The organism is Kitasatospora sp. NPDC051984 (genome assembly GCF_044593455.1).
In the GTDB taxonomy this organism is placed as follows: Bacteria; Actinomycetota; Actinomycetes; order Streptomycetales; family Streptomycetaceae; genus Kitasatospora.
On the sequence record NZ_JBIUCB010000021.1, the window covers coordinates 75,028 to 99,526 of the forward strand.

Below are 24,499 nucleotides of genomic sequence, written 5' to 3' on the forward strand. Positions count from 1 at the left end.
GACAGGCCTAGCCGGCCGCGGACGCGCGGACCTCGGACAGCGACCGCCGCTGGCGGCCCGCCGGGTCGAAGTTGTCGGGCGAGAGCCACTCCCGCAGCGCCTTGCCGACCTGCGGCCACTCGGCGTCGAGGATCGAGAACCAGGCGGTGTCGCGGTTGCGGCCCTTGTAGACCACGGCCTGGCGGAAGACCCCCTCGAAGGTGAAGCCCAGCCGTTGGGCCGCCCTCCGCGAGGGCTCGTTGAGGCTGTCGCACTTCCACTCGTAGCGCCGGTAGCCGAGTTCGTCGAAGGCGTAGGACATCAGCAGGAACTGAGCCTCCGTGGACACCGGAGTCTGCTTCAGCTGCGGAGAGAACGACACGCTGCCGACCTCGACGACGCCGTTGGACGGGTCCTGCCGCATCAGCGCGAGCGTGCCCACCGCCTTTCCGCTGCGCCCGTCGACGACCGCGTAGTGCAACGGGTCGTCCGCCCGGGCCGCCGTCGTCGCCCAGGACCGGTAGGCGGCAAGGTCGTTGAAGGGGCCGACCGTCATGTACGTCCAGTCCCGGCCGTCCGCCGCGAGGGCGAAGGCGGCGTGCAGGTCGTCGGCGTGGCGGTCCGCGTCCAGGGGCTCCAGGCGGCAGAAGCGGCCGTCGAGGGTGACCCGGGCGGGCCCGGGGCGCGGCGTCCAGTCGGGCAGCGGGCTGCCGATGGGCTGGCCGTGGGCGTTGAGGCGTGCGGGCATGCGGTTCTCCTGGGGTGTGGCGGTCCTGCCAAGCTAGGCAGTGCGTGGATCCTCGAAAAGGTCCACGCTAGGGTCGTTCCATGGAGCCACGCGAGGAGGGCCGAGGGCCGCAGTCCGATTTTCTGCTTCAGGAACCGCTGTCCCGGGAGAGGGCTGGGGACTCCCTGCAGAAGCAGCTGCTGCACCGCCTCCGGTCCGCCGTCCTCGACGGCCGGCTTCCGGCGGGCAGCCGGCTGCCGGGGTCGCGGGCGCTGGCCGAGAGCCTCGGGGTGTCGCGCAACACCGTCACGCTGGTGTACGAGGTGCTGAGCACGGAGGGCTACATCGAGCCCAGCCGGCAGGGCACCCGGGTCGCCGCGCTGGCCCGCCCGGAGCCGGCCGGCCACCCGCGCCCCGCCCCGGCCGGGCTGGCCCGGCGGGCCGGGCGGATCCGCAGGTCGGGCCCGGGCGGCGAGGCCGCGCCCGCCTTCGCGCCGGGGGTGCCCGCGCTGGCCCGGTTCCCGCTGGCCGCCTGGCGGCGTTCGCTCGACCGGGTGCTCCGGCACGGGGGGACGGAGCTGCTGAGTTACGGCCCGCCGCGCGGTGAACTCGCGCTGCGGACGGCCGTCCTGCACCACCTCGCGCTCGCCCGCGGCATGCGCTGCACCCCCGAACAGATCGTCATCACCGAAGGCGCGCAGGAGGCACTCGCCCTGTGCGTCCGGCTGGTCACCGACCCTGGGGACACCGCCTGGGTCGAGGACCCGGGCTACCGGGGCGCGCAGACCGCGCTGACCTGCGGAGACCTGACAGTCGTGCCCGTCCCCGTCGACGGCGAGGGCCTGCGGACCACCGCCTCCGACTGGGCGGACCGCCCGCCCCGCCTGGTGTGCACCAGCCCCGCGCACCAGTACCCGACAGGCGCCGTCCTCACCGCGTCCAGGCGCCTCGACCTGATCGAGAAGTGCCTGCTGCACGGCGCCTGGATCGTCGAGGACGACTACGACGGCGAGTTCCGGCACAGCGGCGAACCCCTCGCCTGCATGCAGGGGCTGACGCCCGGCGCGCCCGTGTTCTACGTCGGCACGTTCAGCAAGACCATGTTCCCGTCCTTGCGGCTGGGCTTTCTGGTGCTGCCCGAACCGCTGGTCGGGCCGGCCGCGCCGGTGGCGGACGAGCTGCTGCGCGGCGGACACCGCAACGAACAGCTCGCGCTCGCCCACTTCATGGAGAGCGGCCAGTACAGCCGGCACCTCGCCCGGATGCGCCGCCTCTACCGCCGTCGCCGCGACGCACTGCGACCGGCACTGGCCGAACACTTCGACGTGCCGCACACGGTGACCGGCGGCGACAGCGGCATGCACCTGACGGTGCGACTGCCGCCGACCGCTCCCGACCAGCCCCTGGCCCGGGCCGCCCGCCGGCACGGGATGGCGCCCAGGCCGCTGTCCCAGCACTCCCTGCTCCCCGGCGCCGGCCACAACGGGCTCGTCCTCGGGTACGGCAACACGCCCGAGTCGGCGTTCGCGCCCAAGCTTCGCCAACTTGCCAAGCTGGTCAGGGAGTTGTCGTGATCTCCGCCAGTAGTGGCAGCTCGCCCAGCTCGTGGACCTGCGGCGGCGGTGGCGGCGGCGGCCGCAGCGGCAGCTCGAACAGCCTCCCGCTGCGGCTGCCGGCGACGGTGCGCACCAACTGCCAGCCGCGGGCGCGGTAGTAGGCGTGCAGGGACGTGTTGTCGCTCCACACGTTCGCCCGCAGCACCAGCGCGCCCGCGCGGGCCGCCCGCCACCTCGTCCAGTCGATCAGCCGGGTGCCGACGCCGCGCCCGGCGTACCGGCGATCGATCACGAATCCGCTCAAGTAGCCTGCGGGGCAGGCCCGTTCCTCCTCCGTCCAGAGTCCGGAGCTGGCGGACGGCCGGATGGTGAGCGCGGCGAGCACCTCGCCGTCGGGCTCCGGCATCGCCACCACCGTCGCGCCCCGGCCGATCCGGGCCAGGCCGCGCCGGGCGTCGTACGGGTCCGACCACTGGCGGGAGCCGTGCACGCGGGCGATCCAGTCGGCGGCGGCGCCGCGCAGGGCGGCCAGCCGCTCCAGGTCGGACGCGAGTGCCGCGCGGACGTACAGCGGGAAGGGTGCGGTCAGCACGGTGCGCCGGCCCGGGCCGGTTCGAGGACGAAACCCGCGTGCAGGGCCTCGACCAGTTGCCGCCCTTGCGCGGTGAGGCCGGACCCGTCGGGGCCGGTCAGCGAGTAGCGGGTGACCAGCCGGGCGATCGGCACATCGGTGTGCAACACCGTACCGGCGGCCGGGAGTTGGAGCAGCACGCAGTCGTCGGGGCCGCACTCCAGCAGACCGAACCCGTCGCCGCAGCGCCGCAGTTGCCCGTCCTTGAGCCGGTGCAGCCCGCCGGTCGGCGCGGCCGCCACCCGCACCGGGCCGCCGGTGTGCCGGACCACCAGCTGGCAGCCGTCCGCCGGGTCCAGCGAGGGTTCGCCGCCGGTGGCGTGGCCGTAGCGCTCCAGGGCGTGGCGCAGCGCGGCGGGCAGCGTGTGCTGGGCGAGTTCGATCTCGCTCAGCAGCCAGGTCGAGCCCTGCATACGGGAGTTGACCTCCAGCAGCAGTGCGTCGTCCGGTCCGTCCAGCACGAAGTCGGCGCCGAACAGTCCCCGGTAGCCGAGACCCGCGAGCGCCGTGCCGACCTGCCGGGTCTGCTCGACGGCCCGGTCGAGGGCGCGGGGCGGCAGCAGGGCGGGCGCCGCGAAGTCGCAGCCCGAGTAGGCGCCGAAGGCCGCGCCGACCCCCTCGACCCGGGTCAACTGGACGGACGGGCGCAGGATTTGAACCGTGCCGTCCACCGAGACCAGGCCGTGGACGTTGACCGGGGCGCCCTCGACGTATTCGCTCACCAGCCAGGGCCCGGCGCCGCTGTTGATGCCGAGCAGGTCCGCCTCGCCGGTGACCAGGTACGTTCCCTTTCCGCCGGAGCCGCGCGGTGCCTGAACGACGTAGGTGCCGCCGAAGCGGCGGCGCAGCTCCCGGTGGTCGAGGGTGCCGACCACCGCGTCCGGCGGCGTGTTCGCCCCCACCGAGCGGAGCCACGCCCGCTGCGCGGTCTTGTCCTGCAGGCCCGCCAGCGAGACCGACTGCGTCGGCTCCACCAGCCGGGTGCCGAGCTCCGCGAGTGCGCTGCGCCAGTGCGGCTGGAACGCCTGGTACGGCAGCAGCGCCAACTCCCGGCCCAGCCGCGGCCGTTCACCGCTCCGTGCGAGCGCACGCAGTAACTCGTGGATCCCGACGCCCATCGCGGTGTGGTCCCGCCGCCCGGTGGTCGCCTCCAGCGCGTGGAACTCGGCGTCGAACTCGCCCTCCCAGCCCGCGTCCGGGGACTCGACACTGAGCACGGCGGACAGGCAACCGGTGCGCAGCAGCGGAAGCGCGAGCAGGGGGCGGGGGCAGACCGAGAGCCCGGGGATTTCCCGTAGCCGGTCGATCGCTTCGTCACAGGATGTGATCACCAGGTGAATTATGGGAGCCCCCGCGAGCCCCCGGCGCTGCCCCACCGCAGACCCGCTGGTGCGGGGCGCGTGCCGCCCCCGACCTCACCCGTACGAGGGGGAGTGCGGAGTTGACGGCCCGCTGGGGCGGGTCTACAGCCAGCGGGCGAACCAGGCGCGGATGCGGCGGAGGGCGTCGAGCTGGTGGGCGCGTTCGGTGAGGCCGTGGCCCTCGCGGGGGTAGACGACGAACTCGTGCTCGACGCCGAAGTGGCGGAGGGCGCGGTGGAAGTGGATGGCCTGGCTCAGCGGGACGTTGGTGTCCTCCTCGCCGTGCAGGATCAGGATCGGGGTGCGGATCCGGGAGGCGTACGAGATGGGGCTGTTGCGGTCGTGGACGTGTGGCCCCGGGCCGTCCCAGCCGGTGCTGCCGCCGAGCGCCGCGTCGACGCTCGCCCAGTCGCCCGTCCCGGCCTGCATGCCCCAGTCGCTGATGCCCGCACCCATGACGGCGGCCTTGAACCTGTCCGAACGGCCCGCCGCCCAGGCCGCGATGAAGCCCCCGTGGCTCCAGCCGGAGATTCCCAGCCGCCCGGGGTCGGCGACGCCCTCGGCCACCAGCAGGTCGATTCCGCCGAGAATGTCGGTCCATTCGTCGCCGCCGACCGCGCCCGCGACCGTGGCGGCGAACTCGTGGCCGCGCCCCGAACCACCGCGGGGGTTGGGCAGGAAGACCGCGTACCCGGCGGTCGCCAGCCACTGGCCGCAGTCGACCGCGTTGAGGGTGAACTCGTCCGCGTGACGGAAGTACGGGCCGCCGTGGACCAGGGTGACGAGCGGGAACGGTCCGTCGTCCCGGGTCCGGCCGGCCGGCAGGATCAGCAGGCCGTCCAACTGGAGTCCGTCGGAAGCCCGGTAGCCGAGGCGCTCCTGAACTCCCCAGCGGATCCCGCGCAGTTCCGGCGCGGTGTCGCCGAGTCGCAGCAGTGGTCCGCCAGTTGGCCCGGCGTGGACGTTCTTGGGCTCGTGCGCCGTGCTCGCCAGCAGGGCCACGGTCTCCCCCGAGCGGCTCGCGGTGAGCCCGGCGAGCAGGCCGGGGGCATCCGACAAGCGGTGGAACCGCAGGGACTCCGGATGGAGCCGGTACAGCGCGGTGTCCAGCCCGTCGGCGAACAGCGCGAGCGGCGGCCCGTCCGCGACCTGCACCAGTTCGGTCGGGCAGACGGTCATACCGGCGGTGAGGTTGCGGTGCTCGACGGCCGGGCCGGCCGCCGGCGGGACGGTGTCGAGCACGGCGAGCCCGCCGACCAGGTGCGGAGGGGTGGTGGCCAGGTGGGCCAGATGCCAGACGCCGTCGTGCTGCCACCAGGCCGGGGACTGCGCCTCGCTCCCGACCGGGCCCAGCTCGTGGACGTCGGCCGATTCCGGGTCCACCACGTGCAGTTGAGCCGTCATGACGCCGGGGTCGAGCTCGGCGGTGGACCAGCTCAGCACCGCCAGCGGGCCGCCGTCCGGACGCTGCGCCAGCTCGACCACATGCCGGTCGCCGAGGCCGTCCACGGTGCGAAGCCCGCCGGTCTCCAGGTCGAGCAGGCGCAGCCGGGTGGGGGGAAGGTGCCGGCCCCAGACCTTGGCGTCGTCGCGCTCGGCCTTCCGGCGTTCGTCCTCGGCGGTGGGCTCGTCCGCGGCGAGCACGGCGACGGTGCGGCCGTCGAGGAGCGGGTGGTGGCCGGTGACGCCGCCGCGCCAGGTGGTCAGGGCCTCGGCCGCGTCCTGGTTGCCGTCCAGGCGGATTCGGTGGAGTTGGGCGGTGCCCTGCTCCTCGCGGTCGGAGGTGAAGAACAGCGCGGCCGAGTCCGGCGCCCACTTCGGGGCGCGGTCACGGGCCGTGCCGTCGGTCAGCCGGCGCGGGGGAGTGCTGCCGTCGGCGGCGGCGACCCGGATGGACCCGCTTCCGTCGCTCGCGACCACCGCGTGGGCGACCAGACGGCCGTCCGGCGAGACGGCCGGTGCCACGGCGGCGGCGATGTCCACCACCAGTTCGGCGGTGAGGAGTTCGGACGGTTCGGGTGTCGGCCGGGGTGCGGGGTGCGGCATGCGGGCTGCCTTTCGCTCGTCAGGACGGCAGTCGGACATCCTGCCGCACCGCCGGGCCCGCGTCAGTCGAAATTCGCCCGGATGCCCCGCCGCCGGTCCGTGGCCCGGAGCGGACTCGGACCGACGGCAGGGAAGTGACCTGCACGCGGGATCAACTCTCCGTCCACAAGCGACAGTTGAACTCGCGCGAGGCCGGACAGCTCCTAGTTGCAGGTGGTCCCGACGGGCTGGCTGGTCCCGGTGTAGATCCAGGCGTCGGTGGTGACCGCGTGGTCGTACGACGCGAACCACTCCACCGGCCCGCCCGGCCGCTGGTAGTAACCCACCGCGTCCCAGACCGTGGTGGGACCGTAGTTGCCGGTCACCGCCGGGCCCGGCAGCGTGCAGTAGATCCAGACCTTGGTGCGGTAGGGCAGGGCGATCGTCAGCGGGTCGTTCCAGCTGACCGTGCCGCCGGCGGTGTGCCAGCGGAAGTACAGGCCGTCGGTCGCGTAGACGCAGCCGTTCCAGGTGAGTCCGGGCTGGCCGTCGATCGGCTCCCCGATCCCGCCGCACGGCGCGGTCGCCGCCTGCGCCTGTCCCGTCCCGCCGATGATGCCGCCGGCCACCAGGGCGACCGTCGCCGCCAGCGCGGCCGCCGCTTTCCTCACTCGCATGTCAACTCCTCGGGTCCGTCGCGACGTTCGCCGCGTCCGATGGGAGGAGTGCAGCAGCAGCCGACCGTGCAGGCCAGAGGGTCGAAGCGCGGGTTCACCAGGACCGAACAGGCCCTCCACCGCGCCCGTGTGGGGCTTGACGCCGCCGAACAACGCTGAACAATCAAACAGCGTTGGCAGGCCAAGACCCCCAGGGGGAACGGATGGCACGCAGACAGGCTCCACTGGAGGGGAACGGCGCTGCCGCGAGGTTCGCCGAACGGTTGCGCGAGGTGCGGCGGGAGTCCGGGCTGACGCTCCGTCAACTCGCCGCGATCTCCGGGTACTCGCACAGCACGCTCTCGCTGGCGGAGAACGGAAGACGCCTGCCGTCCTGGGACGTCGTCGCGGCGTTCGTCCAGGCGTGCGGGCGCAAGGACATCGACCGCTGGCGGGGGTGGTGGGACGCGGCCGAGGAGCAGTCCTTCCCCGCAGGGCAAGGGCCGGAGCCCGAGGCGCCGACGATCGACCCGCAGCCCATGCGCGTGCCGGAGCCCGAGCCGGTCGTGGTGGTGCGCACGCGATGGTGGGCGCTGCTGCTCGCCGTGCTGCTCTCCTCCGCGCTCACCGCGACCGTGACCCTGCTGCTCGTGCCGGCCCGGTCCGACGGCTCCAAAGGGCACGCGGCGCTCGCGGGCAACTTCCCGCCGGGCAGCGACCCGATCCCGTCCGAGGACTGCGGCGGGGGAGCGCCGGGCTACGGATGCCGGCACAAGGACCCCAACGCGACGCCGTGCTGGGGCGAGGGCGTGCAGCAGGGGCACGTCACGGACATCGAGTACGAGGGTCAGGTGATCGGCAAGGTGGTGAACTGGTACTCCCCGAGGTGCGGCACCAACTGGTCGGCCCTGCACCTTCCGGCCGGCTGGCGGGGCCGGACCGAGATCGTCAGCCAGACCGACAAGATGTGCTTCCCGGCCGACTGCCAGTCGCTGGAGGGCAAGACGCCGCCGTTCTGGACGCCGATGGTGTTCGGCATGAATCAGCCGGTGGTAGCGCGCGGGTATGTCGAGTATCCGGACGGCCAGATCAGGATGGTGACGGCCGGGACCACCTGACCGCCGCCGGCAGGGCGTCAGCCACTTGCGCGCGGCCCCCCGGAGGGTTCGTGGGCGACCTGATCGTCTTGGCGATATCGTGGTGAAGCCTTGAGGAATAGTCAACTCGGGCTCTGGACAAGGCATTACCCGTCGGTAAATCTCAGGTGGTGTGACCGAACCCACCGCCACCGCGCCCACCGCCCGCCCCGCGCGCCGCCAGGTCATCCAGGCGGCCGCCCTCACCGCCGGGGCTCTCGCCCTGCCCCTCGCCGCCTCCGCCGGCAGCGCAGTCGCCGCCGGCGGGGCACAGTTCCTGCACGGCATCGCCTCCGGCGACCCGCTGCCCGACGGCATCCTGCTGTGGACCCGGGTCACCCCCGGCGCCACCGCCGTGCCCGGCTCCGGACTCGGGCCCGACACCGCCGTCCAGTGGCAGCTCGCCACCGACCGCGCCTTCACCGCCGTCGTCGCCCAAGGCGCCGTCACTACCACCGCCGCCACCGACCACACCGTCAAGGCCGACGTCCGCGGCCTGCGCCCCGACACCGCCTATTGGTACCGCTTCCTGGCCGGCGACACCGTCTCGCCCACCGGCCGCACCCGCACCGCACCCGCCGCCGACGCCGCCGTGGACCGGCTCCGCCTGGGCGTCGCGTCCTGCGCCAACTGGGAGGCCGGCTACTTCTCCGCCTACCGCCACCTGGCCGCCCGCGGCGACCTCGACGTGTTCCTGTTCCTCGGCGACTACATCTACGAGTACGCGTCCGGCGCCTACGGCACCCGTGGCACCGTGGTGCGCCCGCACGCCCCCGCGAACGAGATCACCACGCTCGCCGACTACCGCACCCGGCACGGCCGTTACAAGACCGACCCGGACCTCCAGGCGCTGCACGCCGCCGTCCCCACCGTCGCGATCTGGGACGACCACGAGTTCGCCAACGACGCCTGGTCCGGCGGCGCCGAGAACCACACCCCCGGCACCGAGGGCGACTGGAGCGCCCGGGTGACTGCCGCGAAGCAGGCGTACTTCGAGTGGATGCCGGTCCGCCCGTCCATCGCCGGCACCACCTACCGGCGGCTGCGCTACGGCAAACTCGCCGACCTGCACCTGCTCGACCTGCGCTCGTTCCGCTCGCAGCAGGCCGGCGTCGGCAACGGCGACGTCGACTCCGCCGACCGGACCATCACCGGCCGGGCCCAACTCGACTGGCTGAAAGCCGGATTGGCCGCCTCCGACACCACCTGGCGGCTGGTCGGCAACGAGGTGATGATCTCGCCCGTCGCGTTCCTGGCGCTGCCGGACTACCTGCTGCGCCCGCTCGCCCAGTTGCTCGGCCTGCCCGGCGAAGGGCTGGCCGTCAACACCGACCAGTGGGACGGCTACACCCACGACCGGCGCGAGCTGCTCGGCCACCTGAAGGACCGGCACATCACCAACACGGTGTTCCTCACCGGCGACATCCACTCCGCCTGGGCCTGCGACGTGCCCTTCGAGGCCGCCACCTACCCGGCCTCCGGCAGCGCCGCCACCGAGTTCGTGGTCACCTCGGTCAGCTCCGACAACATCGACGACATCCTCAAGGTCGCCCCGCACACGCTGTCCCTGGTGGCCTCCGCCGCGATCCAGTCCGCCAACGGCCACATCAAGTGGACCGACCTGGACTCGCACGGCTACGGCGTCCTCGACATCACCACCGAGCGGGCGCAGATGGACTACTACGTGCTCTCCGACCGCACCAAGCCCGACGCCACCACCAAGTGGAGCCGCTCCTACCGCACCCGGAGCGGAACCCAGCAGATCGAGCGGGTGTACGCGCCGGTCAACTGACGAATACAGCAAGCGGCCTGACGGTGCGTCAGGCCGCTCGCTGCTCAACGGGTGGTGCTGCGGTTGAACAGCGCACGCGACCAGGCGTAGCCGACCGCGCCGATGCCCGCGCACGCACTCGCTGCTCAGCGGGTGGTGCTGCGGTTGAACAGCGCACGCGACCAGGCGTAGCCGACCGCGCCGATGCCCGCGCACCACGCCAGCGACACCCAGCCGCTGGAGCCGACCGCCGTCCCGGACAGCAGCCCGCGCAGCGCCTCCGTCATCGGGGTGAACGGCTGGTACTCGGCGAACAGGCGCAGCCCGGGCGCCATCGAGCCGGCCGGCACGAACGCCGAGCCCAGGAACGGCAGGAACTGGATCATCATCGGCTTGTTGCTGGCCGACTCCACGGTCTTCGAGATCAGCCCGAGTGCCACCGACAGCCACGTCACGGCCGCCGCGATCGCCACGATCAGCCCGAGCGCCGCCAGCCACGCCAGCACGCCCGCGTGCGACCGGTAGCCGAGCCCCAGCGCCACCGCGACCACCAGCAGCACGCTGAGCATGGTCTGGATCACGCTGCCGATCACATGGCCGGTCATGAACGAGGACCGGGTGATGTTCATGGTGCGGAAGCGGTTGATGATGCCGCCCGTCATGTCGGAGCAGATCGCGACCGAGGTGGTCATCGAGCCCGCCGCCAGACCCATCACCACGATGCCGGGCGTCAGGTAGGCGAGGTAGGCGTCGCGCCCGCCGGTCAGTCCGCTGCCGAGACCGGCGCCCATCGAGTCGCCGAAGGCGTAGACGAACAGCAGCAGCATCAGGATCGGCGTCATCGCCGAGCTGAACGAGAGCGCCGGGTAGCGGGCCGCGTGCTTGAGGTTGCGGCGCAGCATGGTCGTGGAGTCGTGCGCGGCCAGGGCGAGGGTGCTGCTCAACGCGGGGCCTCCTCGGTGGCGAAGACGGGTGTTGTGGCGGTGCCGGTCAGGGCGAGGAAGACGTCGTCCAGGTCCGGGGTGTGCACGGAGAAGTCGGCGGCGGGCACACCGGCCGCGTCCAGCCGGTCGATCACGCCGCGCAGGGCGTCCAGTCCGGCGTCGCCGGGGATGCGCAGGGCGAGGTTCTCCTCGTCACGGCTCGCGTCCGGGAACGCGGCGCAGGCACGGGCGTAGCCGGCCGGGTCGGCGAGACGCAGGCGGACGTGGCTGCCGGGGATGCGCGCCTTCAGCTCGTCGGGGCTGCCCTCGGCGACGATCCGGCCGCCGTCCAGGACGGCGATCCGGTCGGCGAGTTGGTCGGCCTCCTCCAGGTACTGGGTGGTCAGGAAGACGGTGGTGCCGCGGGCGACGAGGCCGCGCACGGTCTCCCACATGGTGCGGCGGCTGCGCGGGTCGAGGCCGGTGCTGGGCTCGTCCAGGAAGATCACCTGCGGGTCGCCGACCAGCGTCATGGCCAGGTCGAGCCGGCGGCGCATCCCGCCGGAGAAGGTCGCGGCGCGCTTGCCGGCCGCCTCCGCGATGTCGAAGAGCCGGAGCAACTCCCTTGCCCGGGCCCGCCCTTGAGCCCGGGGGAGACGCAGCAGGTCGGCCATCAGGAGGAGGTTCTCCTCGGCGGTGAGCAGGTCGTCCAGGGCGGCGAACTGCCCCGTGACGCCGATCGACGAGCGCACCCCGTCCGGGTCGGTGGCCAGGTCGTGGCCGGCGATCTGCGCCTGGCCGCCGTCGGCGCCGACCAGCGTGGAGAGGATCTCCACCGTGGTGGTCTTGCCGGCGCCGTTCGGCCCGAGCAGGGCGAACACCGTGCCGGCGGGGATGGTGAGGTCGATGCCGTCGAGGACGGTCTTGTCCCCGTACGACTTGCGCAGGCCGATCGCGGTGACGGCGGGGCCGTGCGGCGCCTTCCTGGACGCGGGCATGGCTAACGTGGGCATGTGTCCTCCCGGTGGGAAACGGTTCACGTGGAAAGAAAGTTGACGGTACGTCAGGCGCGGGCGCGGCGGATGTCGATGTTGCCGAAGCGGGTGCGGGCGCGGACCTCGGCGGTCTCCTCGCCCTGCTCCGGTCCGTCCGCGCCGGTGAGCGCGTTGCGGATCTGCCCGCGCTGCGCGCCGACGTCCAGCCAGGCGGCCGTGCCGGTCCGGACGCCGATCTCGATCGTGCCGAAGCCGGTCTCCAACTGCACGCTGCCGCGCACCACTTCGCCCACCAGCAGGGTGCCCCGGGCGGTGCTGGCGCGCAGCGAGGCCTCGGCCCGTTCGACGGTGATGTCGCCGTTGGCGCCGCTCACCTGGAGGTCGGCGGTGGCCAGCGCGACGGTGGTGCTGCCGTGCGAGTTCTTCACCACCGCCGGGCCGTCCAGCAGCCCCACCCGGACGCTGCCCGAACTGGTGCTGATCTCGGCCCGGCCCCGGACCTCCTCGACGGTCACCGACCCGTGCGCGGCCGACAGTTGGAGCGGCCCGGTGCTGTCCAGCCGGACGTCGCCGGAGGCGGTCTTCACCCGCACCTCGCCGAGCGGGCCCTCGCCGAGCACCTGCGTCCACGCGCCGCCGGCCTCCAGGTGCGAGCCGGCCGGCAGCTCGACGGACACGTCCACCATGCCGGTCCGGCCCAGCGGGTAGCGCTGCTTGGGGGTGCGGACGGTCAGCACGCCGCCCGCGAAGCCGACCTCGGTCTGCTCGGCGGCGCGCACGTCCACCTCCCGGTCCGGGTCGCGCGGCCGGGCCTCGACCACGGTGTCGGCGCGGTCGGTCGCGATGACGTGCACCGAGCCCGCGTACACCTGGACGTTCAGCGAGATCGGCTCGGGAGTGTCGAAAGAAGGCATGGCAGTACCGTCCTCATGGGTCGTCAGAGGCGTCGGGGCCCGGTCGTCGGGTGTCGGGGCGATGCGGGGTGGTGCGGGTGTTCGGTCAGCGGACCCAGCCGGTGTAGCCCTGGCCGAAGGTCTGCGAACGCTCCGCCTGCACGCGCGGACGGGCCCCGCCCTCGACGGCGGACGCCACCGCCCGCACCAGCCAGGCGTTGACCGACAGCCCCTCGCGGGCGGCGGCCTCCTCGGCGCGCGCCTTCAGCTGGGCCGGCAGGCGCAGGTTGATCCTGGCCTGGCCGCCGTCGTCCTCGGCGGCGGGCAGGTCGGGTGCCACGGGAGCTGCGGGTACGGGTGTCGGTTCGACGGCGGCGGGCTCGGCGGGCGGTGCGGTGACCACGAAGTCCGGGTCCAGGCCGCGCAGTCGGACGTCGACCGAGCCCGGGGCGAGCTCGCGGGTGACCTCGGCCATCGCGGCCGAGAGCACGTGGAGCATGGTCAGCCGGGTCGCCGACTCCAGCGGGGCCGTCAGCCGGTCGGCCAGTTCGCGGGCCTCGGGCCCGCCGGCCTCGGCGGCCACCGCCAACTCGCGCCGGAGGTTGTCGACATACGGGGTGAGGTCCATGGCTCCATAGTGGCATCACTCTGATGCCACGACAAGTTCCTTGCAGTGTCGGATGGTTGGTCTTTCCTGCCAGGCTACTCTGACCAGCGGAGATGGATGGGTGCCAAGTGGTGCCACTGATGGCGCGCCATGGTGTCGACCGGTCCGGCGGGTAGCATCCCCCGGAGATGTCGCCGACGGGGGAGGACCGCCACCATGACCGAGGAACACCGCACCCGCTGGTGGCAGCGCCGAACCGCCCCCACCGAAGTCCCGGACCCCGCCGCCCCGTTCGACGTGGTGCGGCGCGGGTACGACCGGCAGCAGGTGGAGGCCCACCTCGCCCTGCCGCCCGAACAGCGGCCGCGCCCTGCCGCGTTCGACATTGTCCGGTTCGGCTACGAACGCGACCAGGTCGACCGGGCGCTGCGCGAACAGGGCTGAACGCGGCCACCGGGCTTGACGTACGGTCGAAAACCCCTTGCCTTCGAACCGGCCGGTGTGCGATCTTGCGCCGGTCGTCGAAGGAGGGCGCCCATTGGAGCTTTTCGCGTGCGCGCACTGCGCGAGCACACTCACCCGGCCGGTCAGCCGGGTCCGGTTCCCGCCCTACGCCCGTCATCAGGTGGGCAACGGCCTGCGGATGCCGGCCCTGATGGACGCGGGGAGTTACGCCGTCGACCCGGAGCAGTCCGGCCCACCCTGGCGGCTCTGGGAGGAGCTCGCCGACGGCGAGGCGGAGGCCCGCGGCTACTACGACCGTGTGTACTCCCTGCCGGACGGCCCGCGCGGGCAGATCCTGCTGGCGCCCGGCGACGACATCGGCACCACACTGATCGTCGACGGCGCCGACGGCTACTGCTGCGGCCTCACCGGCGGGCACGGCCCCAACCTGGCCTGTGCTCACTGCGGGCTCCCCGTCGGCGCACGCGAGGACGACTGCTCCGTCTGGCAGGCCGTCTGGCTGCAACCCGACGCGGTCCGTGCCGTCCCCGCCGGCCCCGATCTGCCCGTCACCGACTGGGACGGGCTGATCGACGAGCGCTACGCCGTCCCCCCGGTCGACGCGGCCGGCCGCTGGGACCGCCGCTGCGAACAGGAGATGAGCACGACCCTCGTCGGCCTCGCTCTCGCCGCCGGTGGCGCGCCCGTGGCGTTCGACGACGGCGAGGCCGCCGCCGTCTTCGACCGCGCCATGCGCCACTTCCCGCCCGACGCCGGCCGCCCCGCGAAGCGCTGCGCCCTGCACGGCCCCGGCCGCCCCCTGGCCGGCCGTCACCCCGAGCTGGCACTCGTCCCGCGCCACCCGCAGACCGGCCGGCCCTGGCCGACCCCGCCCGGCGTCACCGGCATCCCGCTCGACCTCGCGGTCTGGCGGCACCTCGCCTTCCCGCGCATGCGCGCCGCCGTCCGCGTCCACAGCCTGCTGCGCGCCGAACTCGACCGCGACGACCCGCCGTTGCCGACGTGGCGCAGCGGCGTCTACTTCGACGGATGGCTGATCCACGACCTGCTGGCCCGTGTGCCCGCCGACCGGCGCCCGGCGGTGCGCGCCGTCCACCCGGGCTGGATGCCGTTCGGATGGTGCTGACGGGGCGCCCATGCGGGTCTGAGCAGGCCGCGGTGTTGCGGCGTGGTTCCGGCCAAGTTGGGGGTGTGGGTGTCGGCGGTCCTGCGGCTCCGCTTCGGGGGTGCCCGGGGGTGCATCTTTGGCCATGTTCCTGACAGGGGTGGGTGGAGGTGGCGTACGGCCCGTGGGGAGGGTGTTCCGTTTGGCGTTCGGTGGGTCGGTGATTCCGGCCAAGGTGGACGGAGCCTGTTCCCCGGGGCCCGGTGGGCGCGGAGGATTTCCTCCGTTGTTGCCCAGGCCCGCGGGTTCCGGCGGACACCGACGACGTTGGAGGGGCCTTGTCCAGAGGGGGCGGCAGGGCGCGGTTGTCCGTGCGGTCGTGGTCGCGGTTGATCGTGTTCGCGGTGGCGATGGTGCTGATGGTCTCGCTGGCGCAGGCGCAGGTGGTGCCGGCGGCGTCCGCGTCGGCGGCGTCGAAGCCGGTGCCGAGGGATCTGCCGATCCTGTCGGTGCCGTCGGCGGGCAAGCAGCAGCCGCAGGCCGAACCCGGGCAGCCGAAGGCCGACTTCAAGCCGTTGGCGACCGGCGAGCACACCCGGTTCGACGCGCAGCGGTCGGCGTCCGGCGCCGACCCGGCACCGCAGACCAGTCCGGTCGCTCCGGTCGACGGCGCGGTGGTGGGCACGGAGACGCCGGTGTTGCAGGTGGCCGCGGTCGGCGACGGCGTCCTGTACTGCTTCAAGGTCTCCACCGGCTTCGACGGCCGCTCGGGCAGCGTGGTGGACTCCGGGTGCCTCGACCAGCCGCAGTGGACGGTCCCCAAGCACGTGCTGCACGACGGCGGCCGCTACACCTGGACGGCGGCCACCTCGACGCCCGGGGCGACGACGGCGACGGCGCCGCAGTGGGTCGGACACTTCACGGTCAACCAGCGGGTGGGGGATCCGGGGCCGGCACCGACCGACCACCTGGGGCCGGTGACGGTGAACCTGTTCAACGGCAACGCGCACGTCGAGGCCGCCGGGCCCGCGTTCCAGACCGTCGGCGGATCGGCCGGGGTGAACCTCGCCTACAACTCCCGGCAGGGCGCACCGCACGGTGTGCGCGCCTCGTACTTCAACGACTCGCGGCACGCGGGCGCCCCGGACGCGACCCCGGTGATGGTGCGCGGCGAGTCCCAGGTCAACCTGGACTGGGGCGTCACGTGGACCGGCAACCCGGACAACCTGCCGTGGCGGGACAACCCGATGCCGCCCGCGCTGGACAAGAACTGGTTCGTGGTGCGCTGGGAGGGCCAGTTCAAGGCCCCGGTGACCGGGGAGTTCCGGTTCGCGGGCGCGCACACCGACGGTGCGCGGGTCTGGCTGGGCGACACGCTGGTCCACGACAGCCCCGGCGCGGCCGATCCCGGCGACGACTTCCTGCTGCCCGGCCCGCACCAGGCTCAGGACATCGCGCTGACCGCCGGTCAGCTGGTGCCGATCCGCGTCGAGCTGTACCACCACTCCGACCAGCGGCCCCGCATGGTGCTGTGGGCCAAGAGCAGCACCGGCCCCGACGACCAGCGCGTTCACAACCTGGAACCGCGGATCGTGCCGACGGAGTGGCTGTTCTCCTCGGACTCGGAGTCGCTGCCGCCGGGATGGACGCTCTCGGCCCAGTCCAGCGGCTACAGCCACGCCGAGATGCTGGACGGCTCGGTCGTGCTCACCGATGGCGCCGGCGGCAAGCACACCTGGGCCAAGGCCTCCGCGGGCGGCTACGCACCCCCGGTCGGGGAGGACGGCGTGCTCGCGTTCGACAGCGCGGGGCGGATCACGGTCACCGAGGGCGACGCGGTGTCGGTGTTCAACCCCGACGGCACGCTCGCCGCGGTGGAGTCGGTGCTGGACGGCAAGAAGCCCGCGGCCCTGCAGTACCTCTACAGCGGGACGCCGCCCCGGCTGACCGAGATCAAGGACCCGGTCTCCGGCCGGTCGCACCGGCTGTTCTACAACACCGATGGCAGCGACGGCTGTTACGGCGGGGTGTCCCACCCGCCGGGCTCCGACCCGGCCCCGGCGCGGATGCTGTGCCGGATCCGCTACTGGGACGGCAGCGAGACCCGGCTGTGGTACCAGCTGGGCACCCTGGCCAGGATCGAGAATCCCGGCGCGGCCATGCAGGACTTCGACTACGTCGGCCGGGCCTCGGCCAAGCAGCGCTACGACCAGGCCGGCGACAACGAGGAGGAGAAGCAGAGGGCCCTGGACAGCATCGGGCCGCTGGCCACCCTCCGCGGCAGCCTGGCCTACGACTGGGTGGCCCACCAGGCCCCGTCCGCGGAGAACGGGTGCACCAACACCGGTGACATCGCCGCCGCCTGCACGGTGATCGGCTACGACTCCGTGGTCGAGCACCCGCAGGAACCGCCCGCCCTGCGCGCGGTCCAGGTCCTGGCGGCGGCGCCGGACGGCCGCTCCGGCGACAAACGCGCCGAGCACTTCTACCAGTACTACCTCGAACGCAACCAGGCGACCGTGGCCCTGGCCGGGGTGTACGACTCGACCCGCTCGCGCACCGTGACCTACGACGACGCCGGACGCACCCTGGTCACCACCGACTTCACCGGCGCGAGCATCTCCGCCGAGTGGAACGCCAAGGACCAGGCCACCGCCGCGGTCGACAGCGCGGGCCGGCGCTCCACCACGGTGTACGACCACGCCGACCGCCCGGTCGACAAGTACGGGCCCGCACCGGCGTCCTGCTTCACGGGGCTGATCCCGACACCCGCCTGCGCGGCCACGATGCCGCACAGTCACACCAGCTACGACGAGGGCCTGGTGGGGCTGTCGGCCGCCCTCTACGACAACCCGGAACTGGCAGGGGTGCCGCGGGAGTTCGCCACCGGGGTCGGCGCCGGTGACGGGGCGCTGGCACGGTCGTGGGGGTCGGGCCCGCCGGTGGCGAACACCGCCGGCTGGTCGGGGCGGTTCACCGGCGAGATCGAGTTCCCCGCCGCCGGGGACTACGGCCTCGGGTTCACCGCGGTCGACGGCGTCCGGCTGTGGGTGGACGACGTGCTGACCGTCGACAGCTGGACTGACAAGCCCAGCACGGCAGTTGCGGGTACGTACGGCAACACCGCGGCCGGCAGCCGGCACCGCGTCCGCGTCGACTACTACAACCGCTCCGGTACGACCGGGGCACTGGCCTTCACCTGGACTCCGCCCGGCGCCGGCACGCCGGTGCCGGTGCCGGGGACGAAGCTCGCGCCCCGGTACGGCTGGGCGACCGGCTCCACCACCGAGGACACCTCCGGCGGCGACACGGAACGGGCACCGTCCAGGCGCATCGCCAGCAGCTACGCGGATCCGGCGGCGGGCATCGACCCGGTGTACGGGCTCACCGTGTCCACCACGGCCGATCCCGGCGGACTGGGCCTGACCACCCGCACCGCCTACGAGCGGCCGGGCGACAAGTACCTGCGCCAACTGGCCACCGCGAAGCCCGGTGGCGACCTCGCCGACCCCGACAAGCACGCCACCACGGTCTACTACGGCGACTCCGAGACCCGGACCAACCCGTGCGATCCGAAAGCTCCGGCCGCCAACCAGGGCGGCATGGCCAAGACCGCCACGGAAGCCAGACCGGCCGACGGGACGCCGCTCACCGGCGAGACCGTGTACGACGAGACCGGCCGTGCCGTCGCCGAGCGCGCGGGCGACGAGGGCTGGACCTGCACCACGTACGACGCGCGCGGACGGGTGGTCAAGAAGACCTTCCCCGCGTACGGGGCCAAGCCGGCCCGCACCGTCGTCACCGACCACGCCGTCGGCGGTGACCCGCTGACCTCGCAGGTGAGCGACGAGAACGGGTCGATCATCACCGTGGTCGACCTGCTCGGCCAGGAGGTCCGCTACACCGATGCCAACGGCGTCACCTCGATCTCCACGTACGACCAGGTCGGGCGCCTGACCACGGACACGACCACGGTCAAGGGCGTGTCCAGCACTGTGATCTACTCCTGGAGCGATGCCAATCAATTGACGAACGTCAAGCTGGACGGGACCATCGTCGCCACCCCCGGCTACGACGCGGCCACCGAACTGGCCCGCGTCGCCTACGGCAACGGATCCCGCCTCGACGCGCTGGCCCGCAACGCCTCGGGCAAACCGACGGCGCTGACGTGGAAGACCTCCGCGTCCACGGTCGTCGACACGGTCACCCGCTCCCGCAACAACCGGGTCACCGACGACGTGGTGACCGCGGACGGCAAGACCGCCGCGACCTCCTCCTACACCTACGACACGGTGGGCCGGCTCGTCGCGGCGACCGTCCCGCACCACCAACTCACCTACCGGTTCGACCCGGCCGGCGGCTGCGGGCCGGCGGCAGCGGCCGGGTCGAACACCAACCGCACCGCGTCCACCGACAGTCTCAACGGCGCCCCGGCGGTCACCACCGGCTACTGCTACGACGGCGCCGACCGGCTGACCTCCACCAGCGGCCCCACCGCACTCTCCTTCGGCTACGACAGCCACGGCGACACGGTCAGGATCGGCGGCGACACCCTGGGCTACGACTCCGCCAGGCGGCACATCGCCACCACCACCGCCGACGGGAAGACGATCTCCTACCTGCGCGACCCGGCCGACCGGCTGACGGCCCGCACCGTCACCGGCGCCGCCGACGGCTCGAAGAACGGGACCACCCGCTACTCGTACAGCTCCAAGCACGACGACGCGGACCTCGTCCTGGACAAGGACGGCGGCCTGCTCCAGCGGATCGTGGCGCTGCCCGGCGGCGTGCTGCTGACCAAGAACTACGACCGGGCCGCCAGCACCAACTGGTCCTACCCGAACATTCACGGCGACGTGCTGTTCACCGCGGACGGGACCGCCGCCCGCACCGGCGACCTCCACCTCTACGACCCCTTCGGCCAGAACATCGACCCCGCCACCGGCGCCTTCGCCGACATCCCCATCCCCGCCACCGCCGCCGGCGGGATGGACTTCGGATGGCTGGGCCAGCACGAGCGGCCGGTCGAGCACCTGGCCGGCCAGCAGGCCATCGAGATGGGCGCCCGGGTCTACCTGCCCGCACTCGGCCGCTTCCTGCAGATCGACCCGGTACCCGGCGGGTCGGCCAACGACTACGACTACGTCGACGCGGACCCGGTCAACGGCCTGGACCTGGCAGGGACGTTCTCCTGGAAGTCGGTGGTCAGCGTCGGGACCACCGCAGCGGAAGTGGTGGCCTACGTGCCGGGCCCGGTGGGGACGGTCGCCTCCGGGGTGGCGGTGGCCGGCCAGCTCGCCCAGGGCAACAAGAAGGCCGCCGCCATGGACGCACTCGGCATGATCCCCGGCGGCAAGCTCGCCAGTACCGTCGCCAAGACCGCGGCCAGAGAAGCCTCGACCGTCGGCAAGGCCGCCGAGGCGGTCGAGAAGACGTGCAACTCCTTCGCCCCCGACACCCCGGTGGTGATGGCCGACGGCACCGTCAAACCGATCGGTGAGGTGCGCGAAGGCGACCAGGTCCAGGCCACCGATCCCGCCACCGGCCGGACCGTCGCGGAACCCGTCACGGACGTCATCACCGGCCACGGCACCAAGCACCTGATCGACATCGGCCTCGAAGGGCCGCGGCCGGCGACGGTCACCGCGACCGCCGGACATCCCATCTGGGTCGAGGACCGCGGCTGGGTCGATGCCGGCGACGTCCGGGCCGGTGACACCGTCCGTGGTGCGCCCGGTTCCGCGGCGCTGAAGGTCGCCTCCGTCCACGACCGCGGCGAGGTGGCCGACGCGACCGTCCACAACCTCAGCGTCAGCACCATCCACACCTACTACGTCCAGGCCGGGGCGAGCCGGTTCCTGGTGCACAACGCGGCGTGCCGGGCGTACATGGACTTCACCCGGGCCGGCAAGCGGGACGTCGTCGCGATCAACGCGGACAAGTACAACGGCTACAACCTCTGCGAATGGTGCGGCCGGGAAGTCGTCCAGCCGCAGAAGTCGCAGCGAGGGGTGACGCCGTCCAACGACGAGTGGCAGGTCGACCACATGGAGCCCAAGGCCCACGGTGGTGCCGGATCCCCGGAGAACGGCCAGCTGCTCTGTCGCTGGTGCAACCGCTGGAAGTCGGACAAGTGACTGCGCATCACGAAAGGATCGTGCCGGTGACGACCGAACCATCAAGGCAGCGACGGACCTTCTGGAGGAAGGCCACCGTCATCGCGGCGGCGCTGTGCGCGGCCGTGGGGATCACGGCGTCCCCCGCCGCCGCGCACGAGGAGAGCGCCGCGTCGCCCACGGCGCTGATCCAGCTGACGATCACCAACGTCAGCAACGGAAAACTGCTGGACGTCCAGGGCGGCAGCTACGACGACAACGCGGCCATCTCGGTCAACCCGGCGCCCGGATCCGCCACGGCGTGGCGCATCAACACGGGCACCAGCCTCGGTTCGGGCTTCGCCATCGTCAACACCACCACCGGCAAGTGCATGGACCTCACCACCGCCCGCTACCAACTGCGGCAACAGCCCTGTGACGGGCGCGCGTCCGAACAGTGGTACTTCCAACCGGTCGCCGGATCGGCACAGAAGGCGTTCAGGATCCGCCAGGTCGGCGACAACTCCTGCCTGACCGTCCAGATACCGCCCGCCACCGACAACTGGGTGTACACCTACCGCTGCGACAACACGCCCTACCAGCAGTGGGTGCTGCCCGCCGAGGTCTACCAGACGGCGTGGAACACCGCCGTGGACTACGCGGCCGCCCGGTGCAACAAGGACACCTCGACCTGCTCGTGGTCCACGGCCGGCCAGACACCGCCGTTCACGCTGCCGGAGTCGTGCGTCTCCCCGATCTGGTTCAACGACACCTCGACCACGATCCCGTGGGAGTTCACGCTCAACACCACCACGGGGTGGACCAACACCATCGGCTTCAAACTGGGCGGAAGCCTGTCCGTCGGAGGCGACGTCGGCCTGGCCAAGCTCCAACTCGAGGTCACCGCCGAGGTCAACGGCGCCACCACGGTGGACCTCAAGCAGGAGATGGGCAACAAGCTGACCGTGAGCGTGCCCCCGCGCCAGTACGGGTGGGTCGCGCTGTCCGAACTCGCCACCAAGGCCACCGGAACCTGGACCTTCGACACCCAGGGCTTCCCGTGGACCGCCGACGACACCATCACCGTGCCGCTCAAGTACGACGCCAACGGCGGCGCGAGCATCTACAGCGCACGGACCCGGGCCACGTTCACCAACTGCGCCGGAACCTGACGGCGGCGCCCGGCGCGCCGGGTCAGCTGATCGCCCAGCCGGTGAGGTCGGCGGGGCCGCGGCCGAGCGCACGGGCCGCGGCGGCGTGGATCCGGGTCGGGCGGGGGGAGTTGGCGTCGAAGTCCTGCGAGATGCGGAGCTGAGCGTGCTCGCAGGAGTCGGCCGCGTGGGCCGGGGAGACACCGGTGAAGGTACCGACGGCGAGGACCACCGCGGCGGCGATCGACTGGGCCCGGCGGGCGAGGTGGTGGAACTTCATCGTGCGCATTCCCTTTCGAATGGCCGTGCGGGAGGAGTGGTACCACGCAGGCGTCGTGCTGCGGCCGGCCGGGAGCCGGTCGCAGCCACGGTGGTTCGGGTACCGGCACGATGATGGCGGCCCGACGCGAGCCCGATCGATGCCGGAGCGTTCCTGCTCGGCCGATCGGGTGGTACGTAGTACCGCGTCCAGGCGTGCGCCAGCCCGAAGTGCGCCCCGTGCGCGCCGGTGTGGGAAGGTGAACCACCGTGACGGGCAAGGGGGATGACGAATGAACCGATGGTCGGACGAGGTGACCAGGGTGCTGACGGCGTCCGGGTGGACGCCCGGGCGGGCGGTGGAGACCGGGCGGTGGCGGGAGCTGTTCGAGCCCGGGGGCGTGGAACTGCACGCGGCGGCGGAAGCGTTCCTGCGCGAGTTCGGCGGGCTGACGGTCGACATCGACGGGCCCGGAATCACCTGCGCGCGCACGCCGTTCGAACTCGACCCCGAGCTGGCCGTGGGGGAGGAGGACCGGTACCTGGAGCTCGGGGAGGGCGTCGGGCGGCGGATCTTCCCGCTCGGCGAACTCGACCACGGCCGGTTCTTCCTGGGCATCGACGAGACCGGCGAGGTCTACCTGGTCGAGGGCACACTGGCGAGCTTCGGGCCGATGCCGCAGGCGATGGAGCACCTGATCCTCGGCGTCATGCCCCGCTGGATCCGTGACGAACCGCCAGTGGACGGGGGCTGATCGGCGTAGGTTCGGGAGCGGTGATCCACAACTGACGGGTGGTAGAAGGATGGTCGAGTCGCATCCGCTGCTGGGGTACTTCCTGGACGCGGCCAAAGGCGTGTTCCCGCCGGTGGACGGCGAGGTGACGGTGCTCGGGCCGCTGGCGGGCGGGCTGGAGTGCTCGGTGGCGTTCACCGGACACGCGGTGGTCGCCACGGCGCGGCCCGCCGACGAGGTGCGGGCACACGGGGCGGACGGGTTCGGCGAGTCGATGGCGCCCGACTTCCTGCGCCACCTGGCCGGCCCCGGCGGCTGGATCGGCTGCCTCGACGCGACACTGGTCACCCCCGGCAGCGGCGGCCCCGCCCAACTCGGCCCGCTGGACGGCGCGGACGCACACCCCCGGGTCCAGCACGCCCGCGACATACGGGCCGGCGTCGAGGTGTACGGCGACGCGCGCGGGCTGGTCACACTCGCCCAAGGACTCGCCGGACGGCGGGAGTTGAGCATCGAACTGCACGACCCCGACGAACCCCTCCCCGGCCGCGGACGCACCCTGATCGCCGACGCACTCACCCTCGTCCCGGAAGGCGAACCGGTCTTCGCCGCCGTCTCGCCCGGCAACGCGCGCTCGCTGCGCGCCTTCCTCGCCTGCGGGTTCACCCCCGTCGGCAGCGAGGTGCTGCTGCGCCCGCGACGCCCCGGTCGCCCGGTGTAGCGGCACGGCCGCGCCGGAGGGCGGGCCGGTGGCGGTCGGTGAAGAGCCGGCCGGGCGGCGGGAGTTGGGCATCGAGCTGTGCGAGTCGGACCGACCCTTGTCCGGGAGGCCGCCGCGCGCTTGCCGCAGGCCGTTCTCGTGTGCGGGTTCACCTCCGTCGGCAGCGAGGTGCTGCTGCGCCCGCGACGCCCCGGTCGCCCGGTGTAGCGGCACGGCCGCGCCGGAGGGCGGGCCGGTAGCGGTCGGTGAAGAGTCGGCCGGGCGGCGGGAGTTGGGCATTGAGCTGTGCGAGTCGGACCGACCCTTGTCCCGGAGGCCGAGGCGCGCTTGCCGCAGGCCGTTCTCGTGTGCGGGTTCACCCCCGTCGGCAGCGGGGTGTCGCGTTCCGTGCGCGGTCGCCCGGTGTAGCGGCACGGCCGCGCTGGAGCGCGGGCCGGTGGCGGTCGGTGAAGAGCCGGCCGGGCGGCGGGAGTTGGGCATCGCGCTGTGCGAGCCGGACCAGCCCTTGTGCCGGAGGCCGACGCGTGCTTGCCGCAGGCCGTTCTCGCGTGCGGGTTCACCTCCGTCGGCAGCGAGGTGCCGCGTTCCGTACTCGGTCGCCCGGTGTAGCGGCAGGGCCGCGCTGGAGCGCGGGCCGGTGGCGGTCGGTGAAGAGCCGGCCGGGCGGCGGGAGTTGGGCATCGCGCTGTGCGAGCCGGACCAGCCCTTGT

Annotated in this window: 19 protein-coding genes; 9 read left to right on the forward strand and 10 right to left on the reverse strand. The window is 72.9% G+C overall.

The genetic code is table 11. The features are described from left to right. Positions 1–7: 7 nt before the first annotated feature. Positions 8–727: a GNAT family N-acetyltransferase gene (locus tag ACIHEI_RS29895; RefSeq protein ID WP_396608877.1), complete on the reverse strand. Its 720-nt coding sequence runs from the start codon at positions 725–727 to the stop codon at positions 8–10. Between the two features lie 80 nt (positions 728–807). Between ACIHEI_RS29895 and ACIHEI_RS29900 the strand changes: the two genes are divergently transcribed. Beyond that, positions 808–2,280: a PLP-dependent aminotransferase family protein gene (locus tag ACIHEI_RS29900; RefSeq protein WP_396608878.1), complete on the forward strand. Its 1,473-nt coding sequence runs from the start codon at positions 808–810 to the stop codon at positions 2,278–2,280. On the opposite strand, the gene ACIHEI_RS29905 is transcribed toward ACIHEI_RS29900, so the two are convergent. From ACIHEI_RS29905 to ACIHEI_RS29920, 4 genes are all read right to left on the reverse strand, one after another. Then, a complete protein-coding gene (locus ACIHEI_RS29905; RefSeq protein ID WP_396608879.1) occupies positions 2,264–2,854 on the reverse strand; it encodes a GNAT family N-acetyltransferase in 591 nt (196 codons plus the stop codon). The two genes, ACIHEI_RS29900 and ACIHEI_RS29905, sit on opposite strands and share 17 nt — an antisense overlap. Further along, positions 2,848–4,224, reverse strand: coding sequence for an ATP-grasp domain-containing protein (locus tag ACIHEI_RS29910; RefSeq protein ID WP_396608880.1), 1,377 nt, complete (start codon positions 4,222–4,224; stop codon positions 2,848–2,850). The genes ACIHEI_RS29905 and ACIHEI_RS29910 overlap by 7 nt, the downstream gene beginning before the upstream one ends. 132 nt (positions 4,225–4,356) lie before the next feature. Continuing rightward, a complete protein-coding gene (locus tag ACIHEI_RS29915; protein WP_396608881.1) occupies positions 4,357–6,300 on the reverse strand; it encodes a S9 family peptidase in 1,944 nt (647 codons plus the stop codon). Positions 6,301–6,503: 203 nt separating this feature from the next. After that, on the reverse strand, positions 6,504–6,956 hold the full coding sequence (locus tag ACIHEI_RS29920; RefSeq protein WP_396608882.1) for a hypothetical protein: 453 nt from the start codon (positions 6,954–6,956) through the stop codon (positions 6,504–6,506). A gap of 203 nt (positions 6,957–7,159) precedes the next feature. Between ACIHEI_RS29920 and ACIHEI_RS29925 the strand changes: the two genes are divergently transcribed. Then, complete coding sequence (locus ACIHEI_RS29925) at positions 7,160–8,053, forward strand: helix-turn-helix domain-containing protein (RefSeq protein ID WP_396608883.1); 894 nt, start codon at positions 7,160–7,162, stop codon at positions 8,051–8,053. Between the two features lie 151 nt (positions 8,054–8,204). Further along, on the forward strand, positions 8,205–9,863 hold the full coding sequence (locus ACIHEI_RS29930) for an alkaline phosphatase D family protein (RefSeq protein ID WP_396608884.1): 1,659 nt from the start codon (positions 8,205–8,207) through the stop codon (positions 9,861–9,863). 125 nt (positions 9,864–9,988) lie between these two features. On the opposite strand, the gene ACIHEI_RS29935 is transcribed toward ACIHEI_RS29930, so the two are convergent. From ACIHEI_RS29935 to ACIHEI_RS29950, 4 genes are all read right to left on the reverse strand, one after another. Beyond that, positions 9,989–10,744, reverse strand: a complete 756-nt coding sequence (locus ACIHEI_RS29935) for an ABC transporter permease (RefSeq protein WP_396608909.1) — start codon at positions 10,742–10,744, stop codon at positions 9,989–9,991. 38 nt (positions 10,745–10,782) lie between these two features. Further along, complete coding sequence (locus tag ACIHEI_RS29940; protein ID WP_396608885.1) at positions 10,783–11,778, reverse strand: ATP-binding cassette domain-containing protein; 996 nt, start codon at positions 11,776–11,778, stop codon at positions 10,783–10,785. A gap of 50 nt (positions 11,779–11,828) precedes the next feature. Next, on the reverse strand, positions 11,829–12,674 hold the full coding sequence (locus ACIHEI_RS29945; protein WP_396608886.1) for a DUF4097 family beta strand repeat-containing protein: 846 nt from the start codon (positions 12,672–12,674) through the stop codon (positions 11,829–11,831). 85 nt (positions 12,675–12,759) lie between these two features. Continuing rightward, positions 12,760–13,281 (reverse strand): toxin-antitoxin system HicB family antitoxin, encoded by a 522-nt coding sequence (locus tag ACIHEI_RS29950; protein ID WP_396608887.1) that lies wholly within the window; start codon positions 13,279–13,281, stop codon positions 12,760–12,762. 195 nt (positions 13,282–13,476) lie between these two features. On the opposite strand from ACIHEI_RS29950, the gene ACIHEI_RS29955 reads away from it, so the two are divergent. The 4 genes from ACIHEI_RS29955 to ACIHEI_RS29970 all read left to right on the forward strand — a co-directional run bounded on the left by ACIHEI_RS29955 (position 13,477) and on the right by ACIHEI_RS29970 (position 22,097). Beyond that, positions 13,477–13,704, forward strand: a complete 228-nt coding sequence (locus ACIHEI_RS29955) for a hypothetical protein (RefSeq protein ID WP_396608888.1) — start codon at positions 13,477–13,479, stop codon at positions 13,702–13,704. A gap of 94 nt (positions 13,705–13,798) precedes the next feature. Beyond that, a complete protein-coding gene (locus ACIHEI_RS29960) occupies positions 13,799–14,851 on the forward strand; it encodes a hypothetical protein (protein ID WP_396608889.1) in 1,053 nt (350 codons plus the stop codon). Between the two features lie 350 nt (positions 14,852–15,201). Continuing rightward, on the forward strand, positions 15,202–20,967 hold the full coding sequence (locus tag ACIHEI_RS29965) for a PA14 domain-containing protein (RefSeq protein ID WP_396608890.1): 5,766 nt from the start codon (positions 15,202–15,204) through the stop codon (positions 20,965–20,967). 26 nt (positions 20,968–20,993) lie between these two features. Continuing rightward, positions 20,994–22,097 carry a ricin-type beta-trefoil lectin domain protein gene (locus ACIHEI_RS29970; RefSeq protein WP_396608891.1) on the forward strand — a complete coding sequence of 368 codons (1,104 nt, stop codon included), beginning with the start codon at positions 20,994–20,996 and terminating at the stop codon, positions 22,095–22,097. Between the two features lie 22 nt (positions 22,098–22,119). On the opposite strand, the gene ACIHEI_RS29975 is transcribed toward ACIHEI_RS29970, so the two are convergent. Then, positions 22,120–22,356, reverse strand: a complete 237-nt coding sequence (locus ACIHEI_RS29975; protein WP_396608892.1) for a hypothetical protein — start codon at positions 22,354–22,356, stop codon at positions 22,120–22,122. A gap of 271 nt (positions 22,357–22,627) precedes the next feature. Here ACIHEI_RS29975 and ACIHEI_RS29980 point away from each other — a divergent pair, with 271 nt between their 5' ends. Both ACIHEI_RS29980 and ACIHEI_RS29985 read left to right on the forward strand, forming a co-directional pair. Then, positions 22,628–23,089 (forward strand): SUKH-3 domain-containing protein, encoded by a 462-nt coding sequence (locus ACIHEI_RS29980; protein ID WP_396608893.1) that lies wholly within the window; start codon positions 22,628–22,630, stop codon positions 23,087–23,089. Positions 23,090–23,138: 49 nt separating this feature from the next. Then, complete coding sequence (locus ACIHEI_RS29985) at positions 23,139–23,789, forward strand: hypothetical protein (protein ID WP_396608894.1); 651 nt, start codon at positions 23,139–23,141, stop codon at positions 23,787–23,789. Positions 23,790–24,499: the final 710 nt, after the last annotated feature.

Coding starts and splice junctions, on each gene's coding strand:
- ACIHEI_RS29895 (WP_396608877.1), bottom strand. CDS start 727: ATGCCCGCACGCCTCAACGCCCACGGCCAGCCCATCGGCAGCCCGCTG.
- ACIHEI_RS29900 (WP_396608878.1), top strand. CDS start 808: ATGGAGCCACGCGAGGAGGGCCGAGGGCCGCAGTCCGATTTTCTGCTT.
- ACIHEI_RS29915 (WP_396608881.1), bottom strand. CDS start 6,300: ATGCCGCACCCCGCACCCCGGCCGACACCCGAACCGTCCGAACTCCTC.
- ACIHEI_RS29920 (WP_396608882.1), bottom strand. CDS start 6,956: ATGCGAGTGAGGAAAGCGGCGGCCGCGCTGGCGGCGACGGTCGCCCTG.
- ACIHEI_RS29925 (WP_396608883.1), top strand. CDS start 7,160: ATGGCACGCAGACAGGCTCCACTGGAGGGGAACGGCGCTGCCGCGAGG.
- ACIHEI_RS29935 (WP_396608909.1), bottom strand. CDS start 10,744: ATGCTGCGCCGCAACCTCAAGCACGCGGCCCGCTACCCGGCGCTCTCG.
- ACIHEI_RS29940 (WP_396608885.1), bottom strand. CDS start 11,778: ATGCCCACGTTAGCCATGCCCGCGTCCAGGAAGGCGCCGCACGGCCCC.
- ACIHEI_RS29945 (WP_396608886.1), bottom strand. CDS start 12,674: ATGCCTTCTTTCGACACTCCCGAGCCGATCTCGCTGAACGTCCAGGTG.
- ACIHEI_RS29950 (WP_396608887.1), bottom strand. CDS start 13,281: ATGGACCTCACCCCGTATGTCGACAACCTCCGGCGCGAGTTGGCGGTG.
- ACIHEI_RS29955 (WP_396608888.1), top strand. CDS start 13,477: ATGACCGAGGAACACCGCACCCGCTGGTGGCAGCGCCGAACCGCCCCC.
- ACIHEI_RS29975 (WP_396608892.1), bottom strand. CDS start 22,356: ATGAAGTTCCACCACCTCGCCCGCCGGGCCCAGTCGATCGCCGCCGCG.
- ACIHEI_RS29980 (WP_396608893.1), top strand. CDS start 22,628: ATGAACCGATGGTCGGACGAGGTGACCAGGGTGCTGACGGCGTCCGGG.
- ACIHEI_RS29985 (WP_396608894.1), top strand. CDS start 23,139: ATGGTCGAGTCGCATCCGCTGCTGGGGTACTTCCTGGACGCGGCCAAA.